Genomic DNA, 22413 nt, shown 5'->3' with positions numbered 1-22413 from the left:
TGACAGCAATCCCATCTTTCAAGGCGTCCATTGGACGCCTTTTTTCTTTTCCGAAACCGTGTCCGGTTATTCGGCCAGCACGCGCGTCGAGGGGAAGGCGACCTCGACCAGCGTGCCTTCGCCGGGCGTCGAGGTGATGGCGAAGCGGGCTCGGTTGGCCTCCACCATCGCCTTGGTCAGCGGCAGCCCGAGGCCGGTGCCGTCGCCGCGGCCGCGTTTCAGCGCATTGATCTGCTTGAACGGTTTTAGCGCCTGCTCGATCTCGGCGGGGGTCATGCCGATGCCGGTGTCGCGCACGCGCATGACGACGTCGCCGGAGGCCTCGTAGGCGGTGGACACGATCACCTGTCCGCCGGCCTGCGTGTAGCGGATGGCATTGGACAGGATGTTCAGCGCGATCTGGCGCACGCTTCTCAAGTCCGCCACCACTTCCGGCAGCCGCGAGGCGAAGCTGGAGCGGATGATGACGCGCTCGCGGTTGGCCTGCGGCTGCATCATCGCCACCGTTTCGGCCAGCGTGTCGTTGAGCGACACCGCCTCGTAGGCCATCTCCTGCTGACCGGCTTCGATCTTGGAGATGTCGAGCAGGTCGTTGACGAGGTCGAGCACGTGATTGCCGGAGCGGTTGATGTCGCGCAGGTAGTCGCGGTAGCGGTCGTTGGCGACCGGACCGAACTTCTCGTCCACCATCAGTTCGGAAAAGCCGATGATGGCGTTGAGCGGCGTGCGGATCTCATGGCTGATGCGGGCGAGGAAATCCGTCTTCTGCGAGGAGGCGCGTTCGGCCACGGCGCGCGCCTGGGTGAGGTCCTCCTCGGCTCGCTTCCACTGCGTGATGTCGCGCACGACGGCACAGAAGCCGCTGTCGTTGGGCAGGCTTCCGATGGTCATGAACAGCGGGATGAAACGCCCCTGCGCCTCGCGGCCGATGACCTCGCGCCCGTCGTTGAGGACGCTCGCCACACCAGGTTCGGAAAGGCCGGCGAGATAGTCGCGCGCCGCGCGCTGGCTCTCGATGGCGAAAAGCGAGGCGAAGGGCTTGCCGGCGATCTCGTCGCTGTCGAAGCCGAACAGGGCTTCAGCCGGGCGGCTGATCGAACGGATATTGCCGTCGCGGCCGATCAGCACCACGCCGTCGGTGGCGGTGTCGATGATGGTGCGCATTTCGGCGATGCGCGACTTCAGTTCCGAAACATCCGGCTGTTGGCTCGGCTCGTCGTTCGCCGCGCTGAGATGCGCCGCCGGCGCTTCGTCCTCGCCGGAGCGGCGCACCACCAGCATCAGCGCCTTGCCGCCGCGCCACGGCACGGAGCGCAGGAGCGCATCGATCGGGAATTCCTGGCCCCGGCGGGTCGTGAGTTTCAGCGAACGGTCGCTTTCGTCGGCCTCGCCATCGTCGGTGTAATGGTCGGCGAACAGCGCGCCAAGCCCGCCGGCGTCGGTAAGGTCCTCCAGCGCGTCGTAGCCGGTGAGCTCGAGAAATGCCTCATTGGCGTAATGCAGCACATCGCCGGAATGGATGAGCAGCGGCACAGGCAGCCTGGCGAGGATGGATGTATCGGGCGCCCTGCCTTCCTCTCCGATGGAGAAAGCCGACGGCACGAAGCCTTCAAGCTTGAGCGGCGGCACCTCGATACGCGGCCGTTCCGGCGGCGCCGCTTTCGCTTCGCCAGGCTGTTCAGCCGGGGGCAGGGCGCCGTCCATGTCGGAACCGGCCCAGTCCTCGCTGTCTTCCGCATCGCGAAAATCGTCGGCGGTCATGCTGTCGTCAGCGCCTGCGTCAGGGGCAGGCGCCTCGGCCGGCCGTTCAGCCTTCGGTTCGGCTCCCTTTTCGGTCGCTGCGGTTTGGCGGGTCTCGGGACCCGCTTGGTCGGCTTTCTCGGACCCGGCATAGTTGAGCAGCGAACCGGAGGCGGGTGGCGTTTCGTCTTCCCCAGCGGCCGCCTCGGAAGCATCGTCGGTACCGTCGAGCCGAGCCAGGTCCTTCTGATCTTCCGCTTCTGTCTCCGCCTCCGCCGTTTCAAGGGCTTCGTTATCCTCCTGCGCGGCGGGCTCATGCGAGGTCGCGCGAGGCGCTGTCAGATCGGATTCGTCGGTCTTCCTCTCACCGGTCTTCGGTTGTTCGGCCCCGAGACCGGCCTTGTCGACGGCTGAAGCCGCATCAGGTTGCTTTTCAGCGCCTGCGGTTGCGCCGGTCGGCGGCTCGGCCGGGCCGGAACTGTCCTTCCGCAGCCGCTCGCCGATCTCGCGAAAGGCGCTGCGCTCGAGGATCGACAGGGTCCTCTCACTTCCCGGCTTGTCACTTCCCGGCTTGTCACTTGCCGGCGCGTCATTTCCCGGCTGCTTGTCATTGGCCGGCTGCCTGTGCTCGGCCAGCCGGATCACCTTGTCGGCATAGCGCCGCTCCGGCTTGGGCACGATGGTCAGCGCCGGCACTTCGCCCAGGAACGGGTCGGCGGGCTTCGGCGGCTCGGCCGCCGGTTGCCCGGCGGCAGGTTCGGGTTCGGCCGGCGCGGTGCCATTGGGCACAAGCGCCATGCCGAGCGCTTCCGGGTCGACAACGGCGTCGCCGCTGCGCGCGACACCGAAGCCGCGAAAACCTTCGAAGGCGCGGCTGCGGCCATAGACCGGCAGCGCCGCAAGATCGACCGGGATCTTCAGGTCCGTGCCTGCCACCGGCCAAAGCACCGAGCGCCCGGACCAGGTATCGCGCCGCTCGAGCAGGGTGGCGATCTCGCCCGATGCGTCGAGACCGAAAGTCGTGGCGACGTCCCTGAAGCGGCGGCCGATCACATCGGCGGCCGGCTTGCCGACAATGTCGGCGAATTCCGGTGACAGCGCGCTGAACTTGCCTTCGGCATCGGTGCGCCAGACGAAACGCAGCGGCGGCGCCGAACGGTCTATGTTGCGAGCCGCGGTCGGCTCTGCCGTCGCCGTTTCGGTGGTGTCCTGCCGACTTCCGGCCGCGGCGTCACTTGGTTCGACATGTGCCGGCGCCTCCGGCCCTCTCACATCGTCGCCGCCGGCGTTGAAATACCAATGATCGTGCTGCGCGGGGCCCGCATCGGCTGCCTGCCTGCCTGCCAAGGCAGTGTCGGCCACGGTCTTTTCCGTTGGCTGGGCGCTATCCGCGGCCGCCGTCGCGACCGTGTCCGCCCTTGCGCCCGTTGCCGCGGCCGGAGGCTGGGTGGGCGCGCTTTCCGGCGCAGCCGCCTGATCGCCGTCGGGCCGGTCGTCGAGTTGGTCCTCGTCGATCACCACCAGGAGATGACGCGCGTCGGTCAACCGTGCCAGGCCGGCCGGGTAGGAGGTGCTTGCGCCCCGAACAAGCCGCTTGACGATGCGGTCTCCCGCGCTTGCCACATCCGCGACCAGGGCAGCCAGGGCCTCCGGCCTGATGCCGAGCGCCGCAAATCCCTCCGAAGCCGCCTCGACATGGCCTTCGGCATCGACGAAGGCGATGAAATGTCCGGCCTCGGTGAGGCCGCCAATGGCGCGGCTGGCGATTTCGGCGGCGCTGCGCGAGCCGGTCTGCGCCGCGGGCATCGCCAGCATGATCGCCTTTTCGCCGTCCGGCATCGTCATCGCGCTGGCGAGCAAACCGACGGCGCGGCTGACCATGCCGGTCGCCAGCCTGATGGTGATGGCGCGGTCGCTGCCGATGTCCGGAAAGCCGCTGGTCGCCATGATCTGCCGCCTGGCGATCAGCGGCAGCCGCGCCGAGGCGCCGATGATGGCCTCGATATCCGGATAGCCGAACACAGCAGCGCCTGGCCCGTTGGCCCAGATCACCTGCTCGAGGTCGGCCGACAATATGGCAAGCGCGTCGCCGGCGGCGAAGCGCTGGCGCACCGCGTCGAGCACGGCGACGTCGAGGAATGAGTAGTTTTCAGGCGGCATGCGCTGGCGAACCCTCCGGAAGCGAGCGTTTCGGTTAACGCTTTGTTAATAAAAGCGTACGGGGCGAAGGTCCACAAGCCATGCCGTGCATCGGCCGAAATCTCTGGGCTCGTGGTTAACGGTCGGGCGATTTTTATGGTGCAGTGCAACAAAGATATTGCAATGCACAAAAAATGCCTTTATATTGCCATCATACATGAACGAGACGGCTTTCCGTCAAAGCCGCTGCCGCTGAAAGGTTGGAAAATGTCCAAGACCACCACGAAGACCGCTGATACCATCGAGAACGTTGAATTCCCGAGCTTCGACGCTTCCAAGGCCACCGACCAGATCCGCGCCTTCGCCGAGAAGGGCGTCGAGCAGTCGAAAGAGGCCTATGCCAAACTGAAGAACGGCGCCGAGGAGACCCAGAAGGTTCTGGAGTCGACCTATGAGACCGCCAAGACCGTTTCCGGCGACCTGTCGCTCAAGAGCATTGCCATCCTGCGCGCCAATGCCGAGGCCAGCTTCTCGCATCTCGAAGCCCTGGTCGGCGCCAAGACGCTCTCCGAGGTCGTCGAGCTCCAGACCGCCTTCCTGCGCAAGCGCGCCGAGATGGCCGTCGAGCAGGCCAAGGACTTTCAGGCCGTTGCTTCCAAGGCCGTCGAGGACGTCTCGAAGCCGGTGAAGACCGCTTTCGAAAAGGCGTTCAAGGACATCAAGGCTGCCTGATATTCAGGCGCAACTCAAAGATGCATCAAAACGTCGCATTTCATCAGACAAATAGATATGCGATGAATTGATGAGATGAATACCCGGAGTGTGAAACCTCCTCCCTTTGCACTCCGGGGTGACCAGCCAGCTCCTCCTCCCGCTGGCTCGTAACAGGAAAAGGCCGGCACCTCCTCCCGCCGGCCTTTTCTTTTACCCATTCAGGACTGCGGGTTCGTTCATCGGATCTTTGCCTAATCAAAGGCCTTGAATTAGACTCTGATAGCCCGTATTGGACGCATCGCCGATGACGGAGCGGACGCGGAGAATGATTTCTCCTCGGATTTGCGCTCAGGCGGATGTGCCGTTGTAGCTCAGTTGGTTAGAGCACCAGATTGTGGATCTGGGGGTCGCTGGTTCGAGCCCAGCCAACGGTACCATCGGCTTCTGGCGTAAGCAGCTGATTTGCCAGCATAAATTCCCAAACTCGAACGAGACGCTCGCCTGCGACGGCCAAGTTGTGTCACAAATTGTGCTACCTGATGTGATACAAATGGACTGCGGAACTCTGAGCTCAAGCTTGCCGACACGCGTGACAAGGGTGCGGCCATAGTAACCCGAGCGATAACCGAGCCGCTCCGGCGTGCGTTCGCCCTTCGAAGCATCCAGTGCCTCATCCATCTCGGCCTCGAGCACCTCCTGCATCACCGCACGGATCACTTCATGCAGTCCATCCGGGTTCGAAAGCAGAATGTCTTTGACGGCAGCGCTAGCGGTCTTACTTTCAGTCTTGGTCATGGTGGCGTTCCTACCCACCAGGGAAAGACATGGCTACGAGGGTGGCAGGATTTGAACCTGCGGCCCCTTCGTCCAGCGTGCTGCCGGTCGGCCCGGTGGAACTTCATGGCCGTGGCCCTTCAGGCTCGGCTAGACCGTCGATCCGGCAGGCAACGGTTCCGACTGTTCAAAGAAAAAGCGATGCCGCTGCGTGAGCTCTGTTGAAGTCGCCTCCAGTTCCCTCTCGCGCCGTCCGGCGTTCCACGCCAGCGCAGTCGCTACGGTGTCGGCAATCTGCTCAAGGCCGCGTCGGCTGAGTCGGCCGGTGATCGCCAACACGGTGCGGCGCATGACGATGTCCGCCAGGTGGACGACACGTTCCTTGCGCGCCAGCCAATCGATCTCCGCCAGCGTATAGTCGAACGCGTCGGCAAGCGGCTCCGCCTGCCGCCCGGCTTCGTGCGCCAGAATGGCGCGGGCCGTCGTGCCATAGCGGTCGAGCAGAACTTCGGCTCGCGCCGGCGACGCTCCCGTCTCGGCCGTGACAGCGGAGATCCAACGGGCACGCGCAGCGGCATCGGCCGGAAAATCGCGGCCGCCGCCGATTGCGAGGCTCCGCGTGCTCACACGCCTGGACCGGCCAAGCCTCGCCAGCAGCACGTCCGCCACCTCTTCGGCAAAACCGCGGAAGGTCGTCCACTTGCCGCCAACCAAAGAGACGATCGGCCAGCTCCGGCTGCCCTCGGTCTCCATGACAGGTGCCGAGTGGTCGCGGCTGATCAGGCCCGGCGCAGTGCCGTCCGACGCCGGTAGCGGGCGGATACCGGAATAGGCATAGACGATCTGATCGCGCCCGAAGGAAAGACCGGGCAAAAGCTCGCGCAGGCTCGCCAGGAAATAGTCGATCTCGTCATCCTCGCAGCGTACCGTCTCGGGGTCGGCGGCACGGATGTCGGTTGAGCCAACCAGCGCCCGGCCGAGATAGTCGAACACCAGGCATATGCGTCCGTCATTGGCCTCGAAGTAGATCATGCGGCCGTTCAGCGCCTGCAACAGGTCGGGATGGTCAAGCAGGATGTGCGAGCCCTTGGTACCCCCGACCAGCCTTGACGGTGCGCCAAGCGCTGCGTTGACATGATCGATCCATGGCCCTGCCGCGTTGACGACGATGCGCGGCCGGAAGCTTCGCTCGCTCCCCTCCGGCAAGGCGAAGCGCACGACGCTGCCGTCGCTGCCCAGCAGTTGTGCGTAGTTGAAGGCCTCAGATTCAGGGCTGGCCCTGACGCCGTCATGAAGAAGTTCAAGCACCAGCCGCTCGGGATAACGGACGGTGGCGTCATAGTAGGTACCGGCCGCCACGATGCGTGGCGTCAGCGGCGGTATCTCGCTCAGCGCCCGCGCTTTCGACCACAGCGTATGCCTGGGCATGGCGCGGTGGCGGGCGCCGTAGAAGTCGTACATGGCGAGACCGATCTTGATCAGGAGAGCGCCGCGGCTGCGCGGTGCAGTCGTGCTGCCGAAAAGGGTACGCAGCGCCGCCCCGATGCCCGTCAGCCAGGAAAAGATCGGGATGACGGTCGGCAGCGGCCGCACGGCATGTGGCGCATTGCGCAGCAGAAGGTTGCGCTCCAGCGTCGACTGCGCGACGAGGCCCAACTCGCCCGTCTCGAGATATTTGATACCGCCATGAATGAGCCGCGACGGCGCGGCGCTGGTGCCGGAACCGAAATCCGCCTTGTCGACGATCGCTACCCTCAGGCCCTGTTCGCACAGATCGCGAAACAGGCCGGCGCCGTTGATGCCGGCGCCGATAATAAGGACATCGACATCCCGTGGTGTCCTGGTCATTGCACCGGCACGATCTTGAGATTGACCCCAGCCGCCCTCAGGCTGCCGGCAATCTCGTCGGGAAGGCCGTCGTCGCTGAGTACGAGATCGAAGTCGGTGAGGTCTGCAAAGAGATGCAGCGCCACCTTGCCGAACTTGGAGGAATCGATGAGCAGCACGGTGCGCGAGGCCGCGGCGGCCATGGCCTGCTTTACGCGCACCACCTGTGGATCCTGGATTAGCGTCGCGGTCTTGTCGATCGCCGAAGCCGAGCAGATGAGCAGATTCACCCTGATCTTCTGCAGGGCGCTCTCGCAGATGTGGCCGATAAAGGCGTTGTAAGTCGGATGGTATTCGCCGCCGAGCAGGATCAGCTTCAAGTCGTCCTTGTCCACCAGCTGTTCCGCCAGAGACAGGCTGTTGGTGACAACGGTCAACGGCGCGATCTGCGGCAATAACGGGCCGACCGCGTTGGCGGTGGTCGAATCGTCGAATAGAACAACCTGGCCCGGCTCGATCTCGGCCAGAACCGCCCGGGCGAGCGCCCGCTTGGCGGCGGTCGCATGTGCCTCGCGGAAGCGGAAAAGGCTCTCATAGACGCCGGACGGCTGCGCGCTGACCGCGCCGTGCAGCTTGCGCAGCACACCCTGGCGTGCCAGTTCATCGACGTGGCGATGGATCGTCATGCGCGAGACGCCAAAGGCCGCGACAAGCTCGTCGATGCGGGCCTCGCCATGCTGAATGATGTAATCGGCAATGTCCTGCCGGCGATTGTCCGCGTTCATGGCTCCCCCTTTTCCGCAAGCGCTTCGATCGACGGCCAGGCCTCGGCGAGGCGGCTGGCGATGTCGCAGTGCAGCCGGTAGCGCTTGTCCATGGCAGCGCTGCGCTCAGGGTCGGGCCGGTAGGTGCGGCCAAGCATGGCGGGTTCGCGCGGATCGTGCCGTGGCGAGGCGAACAGGCCGATGCCGGCTCCGGCGCACAGCGCCGCGCCCCATGCGGCCGCCTCCTCCGTTTCGGTCACCGTGATCGGCATGCCAAGCACATCGGCGAAGATCTGCGCGAAGGCGGAATTGCGGGAAATGCCGCCGGTCAGCCGCGCCTCGCGCGCCGGGAAGCCTTCGCGCAGCGCATCGACGTGAACGCGATGGTTGAAGGCAATGCCTTCGATCACCGCCCGCAGCATGTCGCCGCGGTCATGCCAGCCGCGCAGCCCGAGAAACCCGGCGCTGGCGGCAGGCCCATGCGGCGAGCCGAACAGATAGGGATGGAAAAGCAGTGTCGACGGCCGCGCCAACGCCGCCTCGATTTCCGGACCGACGATGGCGTGGATCGAGCGCCCGTCGGCTTCCGATGCAGCTCGCTCGGAGCCGCACAGCGTGTCGAGGAACCAGTCGTAGTTTGCCGCCGATGCCGGCGAGATCGACATATTGTTCCATTCGCCGGGCTTCAATCCGTTGCGGCAGAACCACCGGGCATCTATGCGCGGCGCGGCAGATACCGTCTCGTTGATTGAATAGGTGCCGGCAACGATGGCGACGACGCCTTCGCCATAGCCGCCGATGCCAAGCGCCGAGGCAGTTACATCGTGCAGGCCGGCCACGACCGGCGTGCCGGCGACGAGTCCCGTGTTTCGGGCCGCTTGCGCCGTGATAGTGCCGACCAATCCGTCCGGATACGCGACCGGCGGCAGTGCATTGCCGAGCTCTTCGAGATCGAAGATCGAGAGGATGTCCGGCGCATACGCTTGCGTATCGACCGCTGTGAACGAGGTGCTGGCCTCGGTGAGATCGGTGCCTAGGCTTCCCGTCAGGCAGAAGCGCAGCCAGTCCTTGCAGGAAAGCACGTGGCCGATATGGGCAAAGCGCTCCGGCTCGTGGTCGCGTATCCAGGCCAGAAGCGAAGACGGCGCCGAGGCATGCGGCGTCTGCCCGGTCCGCGACAGAGCCTTCCCGGCCGTCGCATCGGCTTTCCACCGGGCCGCAACGTCTCCAGCCCGGCTGTCCAGCGACAGGATACCGTATCCGAGCGGCCGGCGGTCGCGATCGAGCATATAGAGCCCGTCGCCATGCGCCGTGGCGGCGACGGCGGCGATGTCAGAGGCCGGTCGGCCGCAATCGGACACCGCTTCCGCGATCGCTTCGGCGGTGGCCAGCCAGAGGCCGTTCATGTCGCGCTCGACATGGCGCGGCTTGGACATGATCTGCGCCACCCGGCGGCGGGCCACCGCCAGCGGGGCGCCGGCCTCGTCGAAAACCACCGCTTTGGTGACGGTCAGGCCGCTATCGATTCCCAGCAGACAGACCATCCACTCCTCGCCACGCACATAGCGTGCGTCTCCCGGGAACTGCTCATATCATGATGTGAAATTAACATCAATTGGTGTTACAATTCAGTTTGTCGCACGGGGGCGACGACGACGTTCATGCCGCCCGCCTTCATCGTCTCGACCTGCCTGGGTGGAATTCCGTCATCGACGACGATGACGTCGAACTCGCTAAGCGCGCACATGGCATGCAGTGCCCGGCGCTCGAACTTGGTGTGGTCAGCCAGCAGGATGCGCATGGCGGCGCTGTCGAACATGGCACGCTTGGTTTCAACCATTTCGGGCGACTGGTGGAAAACCATGCCGTCGGTGATGGCCGACATCGACATGAAGACGCGATCAGCCCTCAGCCGCCGGATCTCCGTGACCGTGACCGGCCCCATGAAAGCATTGCACCAGTTATAGAACTGGCCGCCAAGCCCGAGCAGCGTGAGATCTCGCGTGCCCTTCAGCTCGTTCATCAGGGTGATCGAATTGGTGATCGCCGTCAGCGGCACGCGCGCCGCGAGATGCGGCACGAGCTGCAGAACGGTGGTGGAATCGTCGAAGAAGACGGCCTGGCCGGGTTCCAGGAAGGCCGCGGCAGCCTGCGCGATTGCGCGCTTCTCGGCCGCCTGGCGCGACGAGCGGTAGACGTCGCTCGATTCGATGAGGCTGGTCGGGGCGGCCGAGACGATGCCGCGCGTCTTGCGCAGCAGACCCTTCTCGACCAGTTCGTCGAGGTCGCGATGCGCGGTCATCAGGCTGATGCCGAAGCGTTCGGTGAGATCCTCGATGCGCATCGTGCCCTCGGCCAGGATGGCCTCGGCCATCATCTGGCGGCGCGCGAGCTGGCGCGCGTGGCGGCTGTCAGCGGGCACCTGATCCCCGGCAAGGGTCTTCAACGCCTGCTCGGGCCGAATCTCGCGATCTTTCATCCAAGCCTCTCCTGCCGATGCCATTCGCATATCTGGCGCCGATGGCAAGCGGTGCCTTAAGGGCGAGCAGTGTTTTGCGCATCGAATGCATTTTGCGCGGCAGGAAAAGGGGCGCGTCATACGCGCCCCAGTTCACGGTTCACTGGGAAAGCGTGAACGGTCCTGTGTACTTGTCGACATTATCCTTGGTGATCAGGGCGCAATCGAAGAGCTGCTTCTCGGACGATGCGCCTGTCGAGCCGGTCTTGATGAATTTGTCGGCCTGCTTCACGGCCTCGGCCGAGAAGACCGCGACAGGCTGCAGCACCGTGTACTGCATTTCGCCCGCTTTGACGGCGGAGACCGCGTCCGGCGAGCCGTCGAAGCCGCCGACCTTCACCTGGTCGAGCTTGCCCGCTTCCTTCAGCGCCGCAATGGCGCCAAGCGCCATCTCGTCGTTGCCGGAAATGACACCCACGATGTCGGGGTGGGCCTGCAGCAGCGATTGCATCTTCTGGTAGCCCTGGGTGCGGTCCCAGTTGGCCACTTCCTTGCCGCCCTTCTTGAGGTCCGGATACTGGGTAAGCACTGTCTCATAGCCGTTCGAACGCGTTGCCGCGTTGTTGTCGGCCGGGTTGCCGAACAGCTCGACATAGTTGCCCTTGTCGCCGATCGCCTCGACCCACTGCTGCGCGCCGATTGCGGCGCCTTGGGCATTGTTGGAGACGAGCTGCGCCTTGGCGAGACCATCCTGGTTGATCTCGGCGTTGACCAGAAAGACCGGGATGTTGGCGGCGACTGCCTTCTTGACCGCGCCGATCGAACCGTCGGCATTGGCCGGGTCGAGGATGATCGCCACCGACTTGTTGGTGATGGCGGTGTCGATCATTGTGCTTTCGGTATTGGTGTCGCCCTTGTGGGCGCTGACATTGGCGGTGTAGCCGAGGCTCTCGGCCGTGGCCTTGGCGACCTGGCCTTCGGTGAGCCAATACGGATTGGCCGGATCGGTCACGATGATGCTGATCAAACCCGCCGCCCAGGCATGGCTCGCCATGAACGGCAGCGTCGCGGCCGCGACCAAGAGCATCCTTCTGGCTTTATCGATCATTTCTCTCTCCCTTTTGCAGATTGCGGTTGCAGATTGCAGTTGCCGATTTGTCTCGGCCTTCTTTCCGGTCGGTCTCCTTGCGTCCCGGAGAAGCTTATGGCGGGGCGCTGCGTCACGGTCGGACGCCGCGGGCCCCGTACTGGATGGTGTTCATGAGCACGGCGAGCACGATGACGGCGCCGGTGAAGACGGTCTGCCAGTAGGAAGACACGCCGATGATGACGAGGCCGTCCGAAAGAAAGCCGATGACGAAAGCGCCGAGCATGGTGCCGCGCACCGTGCCGCGGCCGCCGGTCAGCGCGGCGCCGCCGATGACCACCGCTGCGATCGCAGTCAGCTCGTAGGTGGTGCCGGCGGTCGGTCCGGCCGAAGTCAACTGCGAAGAGAGCACCAGGCCGGCGATAGCCGATAGGATGCCGGAGAGCGTGTAGACCGTGATCTTGACCCGCTTGACCGGCACGCCCGACAGGTCGGCCGCGTTCTCGTTGCCGCCCGAGGCGTAGAGCCAGCGGCCGAAGGAGGAGCGGCTGAGCATCAGCCCGGTCAGCACGGCGAGGACCGCCAGGACCACCACGCTGATCGGCACGCCGAAGAGCCGGTTGAAGCCCAGCCAGTCGAAGCCAGTGTTGCCGAGCTCTGGCCGGCCGGCGAGGTTGTTGTAGGTGAGGCCGTTGGTCATCAGCAGGGCGATGCCGCGGGCCATGTACATGACGCCCAGCGTGGTGACGAAGGCGGGCACCCTGAACCAGGCGATAAGGATGCCGTTGAGCGCGCCGAGCGCGGCGCCGAGCGAGCAGGTCAGCACGACCACAGCCCACACCGGCGGAAACAGGATGACGCCGAGCGGTTTCAGTTCCACGCCCTGCATCAGCGCACCGGCGACGACGCCGCACAGCGCCAGGATCGAACCGACCGACAGGTCGATGCCGCCGCTGAGTATGACCACCAGCATACCGATCGCGAGTATGCCGTAGATGGCTACATGCGAGGACATGATCAGCAGATTGGAGACGGTGAGGTAGTTCGGTGACAGAAACGAAAAGACCACGATGATGGCGATCAGCGCGAAGAAAGCGCGGCCCTTCAGCAAGAGCTTGATGATGCCGGTTGTTCCCTTGACGGCTGAGGCCGGGGAAGTGAGGCGGTTGGCGCTCGTTTGCGTCATTGTTCGTTCCCGTGCTCGCTCAGGCCGCCACAGCCTCGCCCGAGGCGGCCATGATCTTTTCCTTGGTGATGTCCGAGGTGAACTCGGCAGAGATCCGGCCGCGCCGCATGATGATGATGCGGTGGGCGATCGACAGGCATTCGTTGACTTCAGAGGTTGTGTAGACAACGGCTCGCCCGGCTGCCGCGTGGGCTGCCAGAATCCGGAACACCTCGGCCTTGGCGCCGATGTCGATGCCGCGACTGGGTTCATCCAGCAGGATAACCTTGGGATCGGTGGCGAGCATCTTCCCGATGACCACTTTCTGCTGGTTGCCGCCGGACAGGGACCCGATCGGCACGTCCGGTCCGTCGGTCTTCACGGTCACATCCCTGATTGATTTCTGGATCAATGCCCGCTCGAGCTTGAGGGAGGTGAAGACCCCGCGCGCGAACTCCCTGATCGAGGCGAGCGAAAGATTCTGCCCGACCGACATCGTCTGGACGAGCCCGTAGCGCTGGCGGTCCTCGGGCACGAGCGCAAGGCCGCGGGCGATGCGCTCGCCTATGGCGAGATGGGAAATCTCCTTGCCCTCGAGGACGATCTCGCCGGACGTCGCGCTCAGCTTGCCGGCGACGGTTTCGAGCAGTTCCGACCTGCCGGCTCCCATCAGGCCATAGATGCAGACTATCTCGCCGGCCCTGACATCGAGCGACATGCGGTCTACGACGTTGTAGCCGCCTCCGGCGGGATCCGGCACGGTCAGGTCGCGGACCGAGAGCATGACCGGGCCGAAATCGTAGCCGGTTGGCGGATTGCCCAGATCATAGTTCTCGCCGACCATGTTGCGCACGATCCATTCCAGATCGATGTCGGCACGCGGCGCATAGGCGGTCATGTTGCCGTCCCGCAGCACCACGGCATGATCGGTGATCTGCAGTGCCTCCTCGAGATGGTGCGAGATGTAGACGATCGACACGCCCTTGGCGGTGAGGTCGCGGATCACATTGAAAAGAACCTCTACCTCGGTGGCGGAAAGTGCCGATGTCGGCTCGTCCATGATGAGAATCCGGCTGTCGACGGAAAGCGCCCTGGCGATCTCGACGATCTGCTGCTGTCCGAGGCGCAGTTCCTCCACAGGGGTCAGCGGATCGATGTCCTCTTCGAGTTCCGCCAGCAGTTCGCGGACCTGGCGTTCCTCCTCGGCGTAGTTGACGCCGGTCGGGCCATTGATTTCGCGGCCCATGAAAATGTTGTCGCGAACCGACAGATTGGGCGCGAGGCTGAGCTCCTGATGAATGATCGAAATGCCGTGGTTTCGCGCGTCTGTGGAGGAGGAAAACACGATGGGCTGGCCGTCGAGAATGACCTCGCCGGACGTCGGCTGCACTATACCGGAGAGGATCTTCATCAGCGTCGACTTGCCGGCTCCGTTCTCGCCGAACAGTGTCGTCACCTGGCCGCGGTGAATGTCGAAGTTGACGCCCTTCAGCGCCTTCACGCCGTTGTAGGACTTGGCGATGTTGCGCGCCGCAAGAACCACTTCACCGGCCGGCCGGGAGATCGCGGCGTCGCTCATTTGACGGTGACCTTCACCGGCGTGATCAGCCAGTTCTTCGGATTGACGAGGCGGAAGGCACCGAAGATTTCCAGCGTCTTGCCGGAGAGGGTCGCGGTGTCGATCCCATCGAGGGTCGCTTTCTTCATGGCGCGGTTGATGCCCGAGCCGGCGTCCTGGAACTCGATCTGGTTCTTGAACTTGCCGAAGGCGATGTCGCCCGGCGCGTCGCGCAGGTCGGTCCCGTTGATGGCCGGGCCAGTCTGCAGCCGCACATGGATGTCGGCCGGCACGCCATCGGCCTTGAGGTCGTAGATGCCGGACTTCACTTCGCCTGCCATCGCCGTCAGCCTGATGGGGATGATTGCGCCGGTCGATGAGGCAGTTCCGTACTGCTTGGCGGCTGCGTTCTTATCGGCCATGACCGCCGGCCCGAAGGTCGCAGCGTTGACGGCATGCTCGACAACGAATGCCTGGATGCGCGGAAACTCTTTTTCGCCGAACCGGTCGGGCGAAAACGCCTCCTGGCTGACGTCTGCGGACGATCCGATCTGTATGACCTTTGTGTCGAGCGCGATCGCGGCAAGGACTGCGGCGGCGAGACCGATCGCAATCATCAGGCCGCGGCGCGGCGCGGCAGGAGCCTTCGGCGTCTGGGCTGACATGACGTTCATCACTCAGACCCTTGGCTGCGACGGAGTGGGGCGGGTGCTGACCGATGCGGCAATGGTTGCCGATGCGCGCGGCCTGGCGTCTGCCGCCTGTCGGTGACACGGCGTCCTCGGATCGGTTGCTTGCATCGATTTTCTCCACCCTTGACCTGCGATGCGGCGCCTTCCTCCCGGCTGCATCATTTCCGGCCGATTTTTATGTTATATTCGTGTTATCTTTGCGTCAAGTATGATAGATCGGAGTTCCGCTTTGGGGCGGGTTTTGACCCGCTGGCAGGGCTTCCGGCTATGTGAATTTTCAAAGGCCGCCTCCCGCCGGGACCCGTATTGCCAGTTGCCGCCATGACCGACCATGGGAGACTATTCGTCCTCACAGGAGCGGCAAGAAGACGCTTAGGCTGCGAAGTGAGTTTCAATAAGCATCTGATTTAGAAGCAATTTTCTTTCACCATCTCATACCGCGCTGAGAGCTGAAAACAAGGCTGAAGGGCCCGGGCGCTTGTTTGCTCGCTCTGTCGTTTGCCTAGCGACGATGACGTAAGGCGGGTCGTTGTTTTTATTCTTGCTAAAATCAGCGTAACTGAAAAAATTTTCGATGTCTGCAAAAAAAATCAGATGTTGTGTTATTTCCATGATAACTTAGTATGGAGCGAAGGGGGGCGGCATTACGCAGGGGCGCGTAACGACGTATTTTCGCGCGGCCACACGTTCGCGGCGAGCCGCGGGGAAACGAGGAGGAAACAGACATTGCCCTGTTGCCGATCCAGGCATGTTCGCAGCGGAAGCGGAGCGGTCCGTGGCTGGTGCTGATGTTATCGTAGGCATCGATTCCGGCACGTCGGTCATCAAGGCGGTAGCCTTCGAGCTGAACGGTCGCCAGATTGCGTCCGCTTCGGTTCCGAACCGGTACGCGTCCGGTGCCGACGGCTCGGCGACGCAATCGCTTTCCCGGACCTGGCGCGACTGCACGGCGGCGCTTCGAGGGCTTGGCGACAAGGTTGAAGACTTGGCGGTGCGCACCGCCGCTCTCGCGGTCACCGCGCAGGGCGACGGCACCTGGCTTGTTGGCCGTGAAAACAGGCCGGTCGCCGATGCATGGCTCTGGCTTGACGCGCGGGCGTCACCCACTGTCGATCGCCTGGCTGCAGGCCAGCTCGACCGGGCCCGCTTCGAGGCGACGGGAACAGGGCTGAATACCTGCCAGCAGGGCAGTCAGATGGCCCATATGGACCGCCACTCGCCCGACCTTCTCGACCATGCCGAAGTCGCGCTGCACTGCAAGGACTGGCTCTATCTGAACCTGACCGGCGTGCGCGCCACAGACCCCTCGGAGGCGAGCTTCACCTTCGGCAATTTCCGTACCCGCCGCTACGACGATACGGTCATCGAGGCGCTCGGCCTTTCCCGGCGGCGCAAGCTCTTGCCAGAGATCATCGACGGCACGGTGGTGACCCATTCGCTTACCGCCGCGGCGGCGGCCGAGACAGGCCTGAAAGCGGGCACACCGGTCAGCCTCGGCTATGTCGATATGGTCATGACCGCGCTCGGCGCCGGGGTCTGCGGCGGCGAGGGGGACGTCGCCTGCTCGATCGTCGGCTCGACCGGCGTCCACATGCGTGCCGTGCCGGTGGGCCGCGTCAGCCTCAATAAGGAGGGTTCGGGCTACGTCATTGCCCTGCCCATCCCGGGTCTGGTGACACAGGTGCAGACCAACATGGCGACCTCGCTCAACATTGACTGGATCCTCGGCCTGGCGGCGGATGTGCTGAAGGAATTCGGCCACGAGGCCAATCACAGCGATCTGGTCGGTCGCATCGATCAGTGGCTCGCCGCAAGCCGCCCCGGCCAGGTTGTCTATCACCCCTACATTTCGGAAGCCGGTGAGCGCGGACCATTCGTCAACGCCAACGCCCGCGCCGGATTCGTTGGCCTGTCGGTCCGCCATCGCTATCCGGATCTGGTCCGTGCCGTCATCGAAGGGCTGGGGCTCGCCATACGCGACTGCTATGCGGCGATGGGCGACCTGCCGTCAGAGTTGCGGCTTTCGGGCGGCGCGGCCCGTTCGAAGGGATTGCGCGGCATCCTGTCGGCGGCGGTTCAGGCGCCGGCGCGTGTCTCGTCGCGCGAGGAGGCCGGTGCTGCCGGTTGCGCGATGATGGCGGCAGTCGCTATCGGCGCGTATCCCGACATGAGCGCCTGCATCGCCGAATGGGTCACGCCGCTGCTGGGGCCTGTCGAGGCGCCCGATCCGGCAATGATTGCAGCCTATGACGGTCTTTTCCCGGCGTTCTGCGCGGCACGCCGTGTCCTGGGACCCGCCTGGGACGCTATGGCCGCCGCGCGCCGTAACTCAGTAGGCGCCTCCGCCGAAACGCCTGAAGGAGCAAGAGATGGGGCTTGAACCGGATACGGTCGATCTCTTTGTCATCGGCGGCGGCATCAATGGCGCCGGCATCGCTCGAGACGCGGCAGGTCGCGGCCTGTCGGTCGTGCTGTGCGAAAAAGATGACCTTGCCGAGGGCACCTCCTCGCGCTCGGGCAAGCTAGTGCATGGCGGCTTGCGCTATCTCGAATATTACGAGTTCCGGCTGGTGCGCGAAGCATTGATCGAACGCGAGGTGCTGCTCAAGGCTGCACCCCATATCATCTGGCCGATGCGCTTCGTCCTGCCGCACAGTCCGCAGGATCGGCCGGCCTGGCTGGTGCGGCTCGGCCTGTTTCTCTACGACCATCTGGGCGGTCGAAAAAAGCTGCCCGGCACGCGCACGCTCGACCTCAGGCGCGATCCGGAAGGAGCGCCGTTGCTCGACCGGTACACGAACGGCTTCGAGTATTCCGACTGCTGGGTGGATGATGCGCGGCTCGTAGTGCTCAACGCTGTCGGCGCGGCCGAGCGCGGGGCCGAGGTGCTCACCCGCTCGCCTGCCGTTTCCGCCCGCCGCGAAGATGGCGCTTGGACGGTAACGACAAAGAATTCGATGACAGGGCAAACGCGCATTTTCCGCGCCCGCTGCATCGTCAATGCCGCCGGCCCATGGGTTTCGGATGTCATTGGCCGTGTTGCGGGATCGAACTCGTCGCGCAACGTGCGCCTCGTCAAGGGCAGCCACATCATCGTGCCGAAGTTCTGGCAAGGGGCGAATGCCTATCTGGTGCAGAATCACGACCGGCGCGTCATCTTCATCAACCCCTATGAGGGGGAAATGGCACTGATTGGAACCACGGATATTTCCTACGACGGCCGCGCCGAGGACGTGAAGGCCGACGAGACCGAGATCGACTATCTGCTCGCAGCGGTGAACCGCTACTTCAAGGAGAAGCTGCGGCGCCAGGACGTGCTGTATACCTTCTCCGGCGTGCGGCCTTTGTTCGACGACGGCAAGGGCAACCCGTCGGCCGTGACGCGCGATTACGTCTTCGACCTCGACGAGACCGGCGGTGCACCGCTGCTCAACGTCTTCGGCGGCAAGATCACCACTTTCCGCGAACTGGCCGAGCGTGGCATGCGCCGGCTGAGGCACATTTTCCCGCAGATGGGCGAGGACTGGACCGAGAATGCGCCGCTGCCCGGCGGCGAAATTCCCAATGCCGACTACGAGACCTTCACCAATAGCCTGCGCGAGGCCTATCCGTGGATGCCACGTGATCTCGTGCATCACTACGGACGGCTCTACGGCGCGCGCACCAAGGACGTCGTCAAGGATGCCACAAGCCTGGATGATCTTGGCCGCCACCACGGCGGCCTGCTCTACGAGGCGGAGGTGCGCTATCTCGTCGCCAAGGAGTGGGCGCGCACGCCGGACGACATCCTGCTTCGGCGCACCAAGCACCACCTGCATCTCTCCGAGGCCCAGAGGCTCGCCTTCGCCAGATGGTTCGAGGCCGAGCGCCTTGCAGAGGCAGCGTGAATGCCGATGCGACTTCGACCCAGAACCACCTCGCGGATCGGCACGTCATGGCGCTGACGCTTTCCCTGAACACCAACCCGCTGGTCAACCGCTTTGCCGAGCCGGACGACCTGATCGAGATCGTCGCCCGCGACCTCAGGCTGCGCGACCTGCAACTGACGCACGAGTTCATCAATCCGAGTTGGCCGGCCCCGGTGATCCGGCGGCTGACCCGGCTGATGACGGCGGCACTGCGGCGCACCGGCGTTCGTGTCTTAAGCGGCATGACGGGCCCCTATGGCCGGCTCAACCATTTCGGCCATCCCGACCGCGACGTGCGCCGGTACTATGTCGACTGGTTCAAGACCTTCGCCGACATAACCGCCGACCTCGGCGGTGTTTCCGTTGGCACCCAGTTCGCCATCTTCACCTTCAAGGACTATGACGATCCGGCCCGGCGTGAGGAGTTGATCCAGATCGCCGTCGATTGCTGGGCAGAGGTGGCCGAGCACGCCAAGGCGGCTGGCCTGCGCTACGTTTTCTGGGAACCGATGAGCATCGGGCGCGAGTTCGGCCAGACGATCGCCGAATGCCTGAAGCTGCAGGACAGGCTGACCAAAGCCGAGATGGCCGTGCCGATGTGGATGATGGCCGACATCGACCACGGCGACGTGACCAGCGCCAATCCGGATGACTACGATCCCTATGCCTGGGCCCGCGCGGTCCCCAAGGTGTCGCCGATCATCCATATCAAGCAAAGCCTTATGGACAAGGGCGGACACCGGCCCTTCACCGCCAAGTTCAATGCCAGGGGCCGCATCCAGCCCGAGCCGCTGCTGAAGGCCTTGGCCGAAGGTGGAGCCATCGACAACGAGATCTGCCTGGAGCTGAGTTTCAAGGAACGGGAGCCCGACGATCGGCAGGTCATCCCGCAGATCGCTGAAAGCATAGCCTTCTGGGCGCCCCATATCGACACTGGCGTGCAAAGCCTGAATATCTGAGACGGCTGACCATGACGCCCAAACGCGCGATGAAGGACTGCAGATGTTGAAACGCCGAGGTCAACCGGACCCGGAAGGGTCGCTCGCGATCCGCGCCGCCTGGCTGCACTACGCCGGCGGGCTCACCCAAGCCGAGGTGGCGAAGCGCCTCGGGCTGCCCTCGGTGAAGGCGCATCGCCTGATCGCCCGGGCTGTGGCCGACGGCGCGGTGAAAGTCTCGATCGACGGCGAGATCGTCGAATGCGCCCTGCTGGAGAACCAGCTTTGCGACCGGTTCGGGCTGGACTTCTGCGAGGTCGCGCCGGATCTGGGCGAGGAAGGCCTGCCGCTGCGGGCGCTGGGGATCGCGGGCGCCAGTTTCCTGCGTCGCGAGATCGAGCGCGGCGAGGACAGCGTCATCGGTATCGGCCATGGCCGCACGCTCGCCGCCGCGGTGCATCAGCTGCCGCGCTTCGAGGCCGCCGGCGTGCGCTTCGTCTCGCTGCTTGGCGGCCTGACGCGCAACTATGCCGCCAACCCGCACGACGTGATGCATCGACTGACCGAAAAGACCGGCGCACAGGCCTATGTCATGCCGGTACCCTTCTTTGCCAACTCTGCGGAAGACCGCGAAGTGCTCCTGGCGCAGCGCGGCGTGCGCGAAGTCTTCGAGATGTCGAACCGGGCGACGCTGAAATTCGTCGGCATCGGCACGGCGGATGCCGGCGCCCAGCTTGTGGCGACCGGCATGATCGAGCCGCGCGAGATCGCCGAGATCACTGCCGTCGGCGGGGTCGGCGAAATGCTCGGCCACTTTTTCGATGCGCGCGGCCGGGTGCTGGAAACAACCTTGACCGCCCGTACGCTCGCCGTCGATCTGGACGGGCCGGCGGAAAGCCGCATCATCGCCATAGCTGGCGGCCCCACAAAGATCGAGGCGGTCCGCGCTGTGCTGAAGAGCGCGCGGTTGAAGGGTCTTATCACGGACGAACCGACGGCTCGGGCTCTCGTGAACGAAACAGGGACGGCCATCGGATGACGCAGCCGAAGCGCGTCTGGATCGGCACAAGCTGGAAGATGAACAAGACGCTCGCCGATGCGCGTGCCTTCGCCAGCGCGCTCTTGTCCGATCCCGGCGGCGATTCGCGCATCCAGCGTTTCGTGATCCCACCCTTCACGGCAGCGCGTGAGGTCAAGGCGATGCTGAGTGATACCACTGTCAAGGTCGGCGCGCAGAACATGCACTGGGCCGACGAAGGCGCCTGGACCGGCGAAATCTCGCCAATCATGCTCAAGGACTGCAACCTCGATATCGTCGAGCTCGGCCATTCCGAGCGGCGTGAGCATTTCGGCGAGACGGACGAGACGGTTGGCTTCAAGACGGAAGCTGCGGTGCGCCACGCCCTCGTTCCGCTCATCTGCATCGGCGAGACTCTGGCCGAGCGCGAGGCGGGCCGTGCCAGCGAGGTGCTCGGCAGGCAAGTGCGCAGCGCGTTGTCGAAGCTTACCGCAGCGCAGAAGTCCGCGCCGATTCTATTCGCCTACGAGCCGGTGTGGGCGATCGGCGTAAACGGCATACCGGCAACCTCGGACTATGCTGACGCCCGGCAGGCGGAGATCATCGCCGCCGCCGAGGATGTGCTCGAACGCAGCGTGCCCTGCCTCTATGGCGGCTCGGTCAACCAGGACAACTGCGCCGAACTCATAACGTGCCCGCATATCGACGGGCTGTTCATCGGGCGCTCCGCATGGGCTGTCGAGGGCTATCTCGACATCCTCGCCAGATGTGCCGCAACATTCTAGAAGGAGTTGACCATGAGACTTGCAGTGGCTGGAGACAGCGCCGGCGAAGGCTTGGCGAAGATCCTCGCCGACTACCTGAAAGACAAGCACGAGGTGTCGGAGGTGTCGCGCACCGAGGCCGGTCCCGATCCCTTCTACGCCAACCTTTCAGACCGCGTCGCCAGCGATCTGTTGGCAGGAAAGTATGACCGCGCCATCCTGATCTGCGGCACCGGCATCGGTGTCTGCATTTCGGCCAACAAGGTGCCAGGCATCCGCGCCGCTCTCACCCACGACACCTACTCGGCTGAGCGGGCGGCGCTCTCCAACAACGCCCAGATCATTACCATGGGTGCGCGCGTCATCGGCACGGAACTCGCGAAGGCCATCGCCGAGGCATATCTGAAGGAAACCTTCGATCCGAAGGGCCGCTCGGCCGGCAACGTCACCGCCATCGACGAAGTGGACGCCAAGTACAATGCTCGCTAGCGGTGCAGCCTAATGCATGTCGTCCAAAAGTGTGCAGCGGTTTTTGAAAAACGACATGCATAAAAACAAAGGCTTAAAGTGCGTCGCCTGAATCCATTTCAGCGCGGCGTGCTTTAAAGCGGTCGATCCTGAAATCGTCGAGCGGCGTTTCGCAGCGGCCAGTCGTTATGAGCTCGGCCATGGCGTCACCCACGCCCGGACCGAGCTGGAAGCCGTGCCCGCTGAAGCCGAAGGCGTGGAACAGGCCCAGCGTCGTGGCGGAGCGTCCCATGACCGGCAGCATGTCCCGCACATAGCCCTCGCAGCCGGACCAGGTGCGGATGACCGCGACCTGCGCGATCGCCGGCAGCAGCCGCGCGACGGCGCGCAACTGCGCCG

Annotated in this window: 17 protein-coding genes, 1 tRNA gene and 1 pseudogene; 8 read left to right on the top strand and 11 right to left on the bottom strand. The window is 64.3% G+C overall.

From position 1 onward, the window contains the following. Window positions 1-66 precede the first annotated feature (66 nt). A complete protein-coding gene (locus DH10_RS26945) occupies window positions 67-3900 on the bottom strand; it encodes a PAS domain S-box protein (RefSeq protein WP_192247248.1) in 3834 nt (1277 codons plus the stop codon). Between the two features lie 246 nt (window positions 3901-4146). Here DH10_RS26945 and DH10_RS26940 point away from each other — a divergent pair, with 246 nt between their 5' ends. Together DH10_RS26940 and DH10_RS26935 are read left to right on the top strand one after the other, a co-directional pair. Next, window positions 4147-4611, top strand: a complete 465-nt coding sequence (locus DH10_RS26940) for a phasin (protein ID WP_192247246.1) — start codon at window positions 4147-4149, stop codon at window positions 4609-4611. 342 nt (window positions 4612-4953) lie between these two features. Then, window positions 4954-5030 (top strand) — tRNA-His (locus DH10_RS26935). Between the two features lie 130 nt (window positions 5031-5160). On the opposite strand, the pseudogene DH10_RS38330 reads toward DH10_RS26935, so the two are convergent. The 9 genes and pseudogenes from DH10_RS38330 to DH10_RS26890 form a co-directional block, all read right to left on the bottom strand. After that, window positions 5161-5388, bottom strand: a pseudogene (locus DH10_RS38330) (transposase); the annotation flags it as partial. A gap of 129 nt (window positions 5389-5517) precedes the next feature. Then, the gene (locus tag DH10_RS26925) at window positions 5518-7215 is read right to left on the bottom strand and encodes a glycerol-3-phosphate dehydrogenase/oxidase (protein WP_192247244.1); all 1698 of its coding nucleotides are present in this window, start codon (window positions 7213-7215) and stop codon (window positions 5518-5520) included. Continuing rightward, on the bottom strand, window positions 7212-7979 hold the full coding sequence (locus DH10_RS26920; protein ID WP_192247242.1) for a DeoR/GlpR family DNA-binding transcription regulator: 768 nt from the start codon (window positions 7977-7979) through the stop codon (window positions 7212-7214). Before DH10_RS26920 ends, DH10_RS26925 begins: the two co-directional genes overlap by 4 nt. After that, window positions 7976-9502, bottom strand: coding sequence for an FGGY-family carbohydrate kinase (locus tag DH10_RS26915; RefSeq protein ID WP_192247240.1), 1527 nt, complete (start codon window positions 9500-9502; stop codon window positions 7976-7978). Before DH10_RS26915 ends, DH10_RS26920 begins: the two co-directional genes overlap by 4 nt. Before the next feature lie 77 nt (window positions 9503-9579). Continuing rightward, window positions 9580-10437: a DeoR/GlpR family DNA-binding transcription regulator gene (locus DH10_RS26910; RefSeq protein WP_192247238.1), complete on the bottom strand. Its 858-nt coding sequence runs from the start codon at window positions 10435-10437 to the stop codon at window positions 9580-9582. 139 nt (window positions 10438-10576) lie between these two features. Further along, a complete protein-coding gene (locus tag DH10_RS26905) occupies window positions 10577-11524 on the bottom strand; it encodes a D-ribose ABC transporter substrate-binding protein (protein WP_192247236.1) in 948 nt (315 codons plus the stop codon). Window positions 11525-11636: 112 nt separating this feature from the next. Next, window positions 11637-12689, bottom strand: coding sequence for an ABC transporter permease (locus DH10_RS26900; protein ID WP_192247234.1), 1053 nt, complete (start codon window positions 12687-12689; stop codon window positions 11637-11639). Window positions 12690-12708: 19 nt separating this feature from the next. Next, window positions 12709-14247 carry a sugar ABC transporter ATP-binding protein gene (locus DH10_RS26895; protein ID WP_192247232.1) on the bottom strand — a complete coding sequence of 513 codons (1539 nt, stop codon included), beginning with the start codon at window positions 14245-14247 and terminating at the stop codon, window positions 12709-12711. Next, window positions 14244-14900, bottom strand: coding sequence for a DUF2291 domain-containing protein (locus DH10_RS26890; RefSeq protein ID WP_192247230.1), 657 nt, complete (start codon window positions 14898-14900; stop codon window positions 14244-14246). Before DH10_RS26890 ends, DH10_RS26895 begins: the two co-directional genes overlap by 4 nt. A 793-nt stretch (window positions 14901-15693) precedes the next feature. Between DH10_RS26890 and DH10_RS26885 the strand changes: the two genes are divergently transcribed. The 6 genes from DH10_RS26885 to derI are packed head-to-tail and all read left to right on the top strand — an operon-like array spanning window position 15694 to window position 22035. Beyond that, entirely contained in the window at window positions 15694-17298 is a 1605-nt protein-coding gene (locus DH10_RS26885) for an FGGY-family carbohydrate kinase (RefSeq protein ID WP_343221624.1), read from the top strand. Beyond that, entirely contained in the window at window positions 17288-18805 is a 1518-nt protein-coding gene (locus tag DH10_RS26880; protein WP_192247226.1) for a glycerol-3-phosphate dehydrogenase, read from the top strand. Before DH10_RS26885 ends, DH10_RS26880 begins: the two co-directional genes overlap by 11 nt. A gap of 47 nt (window positions 18806-18852) precedes the next feature. Further along, window positions 18853-19785, top strand: a complete 933-nt coding sequence (locus tag DH10_RS26875; RefSeq protein ID WP_192247314.1) for a sugar phosphate isomerase/epimerase family protein — start codon at window positions 18853-18855, stop codon at window positions 19783-19785. 43 nt (window positions 19786-19828) lie between these two features. Beyond that, entirely contained in the window at window positions 19829-20803 is a 975-nt protein-coding gene (locus tag DH10_RS26870) for a sugar-binding transcriptional regulator (protein ID WP_192247224.1), read from the top strand. Further along, window positions 20800-21567, top strand: coding sequence for a triose-phosphate isomerase (locus tag DH10_RS26865; RefSeq protein WP_192247222.1), 768 nt, complete (start codon window positions 20800-20802; stop codon window positions 21565-21567). Before DH10_RS26870 ends, DH10_RS26865 begins: the two co-directional genes overlap by 4 nt. Window positions 21568-21579: 12 nt before the next feature. Continuing rightward, the gene (gene derI / locus DH10_RS26860; protein ID WP_192247220.1) at window positions 21580-22035 is read left to right on the top strand and encodes a D-erythrulose-4-phosphate isomerase; all 456 of its coding nucleotides are present in this window, start codon (window positions 21580-21582) and stop codon (window positions 22033-22035) included. A 73-nt stretch (window positions 22036-22108) separates the two neighbouring features. On the opposite strand, the gene DH10_RS26855 is transcribed toward derI, so the two are convergent. Continuing rightward, on the bottom strand, window positions 22109-22413 hold a 305-nt coding region (locus DH10_RS26855; RefSeq protein ID WP_192385550.1), incomplete at its 5' end, for an NAD(P)/FAD-dependent oxidoreductase.

The organism is Mesorhizobium silamurunense, assembly GCF_014843825.1.
Classification (GTDB): domain Bacteria; phylum Pseudomonadota; class Alphaproteobacteria; order Rhizobiales; family Rhizobiaceae; genus Mesorhizobium; species Mesorhizobium silamurunense.
Note: the sequence above shows the minus strand (reverse complement) of the source record. Positions and strands in the feature narration are given on the sequence as shown.

Bases quoted from the DNA above. Each gene is read 5' to 3' on its own strand.
- DH10_RS26880 (WP_192247226.1), top strand. From the start codon at position 17,288: ATGGGGCTTGAACCGGATACGGTCGATCTCTTTGTCATCGGCGGCGGC.
- DH10_RS26865 (WP_192247222.1), top strand. From the start codon at position 20,800: ATGACGCAGCCGAAGCGCGTCTGGATCGGCACAAGCTGGAAGATGAAC.
- DH10_RS26895 (WP_192247232.1), bottom strand. From the start codon at position 14,247: ATGAGCGACGCCGCGATCTCCCGGCCGGCCGGTGAAGTGGTTCTTGCG.
- DH10_RS26910 (WP_192247238.1), bottom strand. From the start codon at position 10,437: ATGAAAGATCGCGAGATTCGGCCCGAGCAGGCGTTGAAGACCCTTGCC.
- DH10_RS26900 (WP_192247234.1), bottom strand. From the start codon at position 12,689: ATGACGCAAACGAGCGCCAACCGCCTCACTTCCCCGGCCTCAGCCGTC.
- DH10_RS26875 (WP_192247314.1), top strand. From the start codon at position 18,853: ATGGCGCTGACGCTTTCCCTGAACACCAACCCGCTGGTCAACCGCTTT.
- DH10_RS26945 (WP_192247248.1), bottom strand. From the start codon at position 3,900: ATGCCGCCTGAAAACTACTCATTCCTCGACGTCGCCGTGCTCGACGCG.
- DH10_RS26915 (WP_192247240.1), bottom strand. From the start codon at position 9,502: ATGGTCTGTCTGCTGGGAATCGATAGCGGCCTGACCGTCACCAAAGCG.
- DH10_RS26920 (WP_192247242.1), bottom strand. From the start codon at position 7,979: ATGAACGCGGACAATCGCCGGCAGGACATTGCCGATTACATCATTCAG.
- DH10_RS26870 (WP_192247224.1), top strand. From the start codon at position 19,829: ATGTTGAAACGCCGAGGTCAACCGGACCCGGAAGGGTCGCTCGCGATC.
- derI (WP_192247220.1), top strand. From the start codon at position 21,580: ATGAGACTTGCAGTGGCTGGAGACAGCGCCGGCGAAGGCTTGGCGAAG.
- DH10_RS26940 (WP_192247246.1), top strand. From the start codon at position 4,147: ATGTCCAAGACCACCACGAAGACCGCTGATACCATCGAGAACGTTGAA.
- DH10_RS26890 (WP_192247230.1), bottom strand. From the start codon at position 14,900: ATGAACGTCATGTCAGCCCAGACGCCGAAGGCTCCTGCCGCGCCGCGC.
- DH10_RS26925 (WP_192247244.1), bottom strand. From the start codon at position 7,215: ATGACCAGGACACCACGGGATGTCGATGTCCTTATTATCGGCGCCGGC.
- DH10_RS26905 (WP_192247236.1), bottom strand. From the start codon at position 11,524: ATGATCGATAAAGCCAGAAGGATGCTCTTGGTCGCGGCCGCGACGCTG.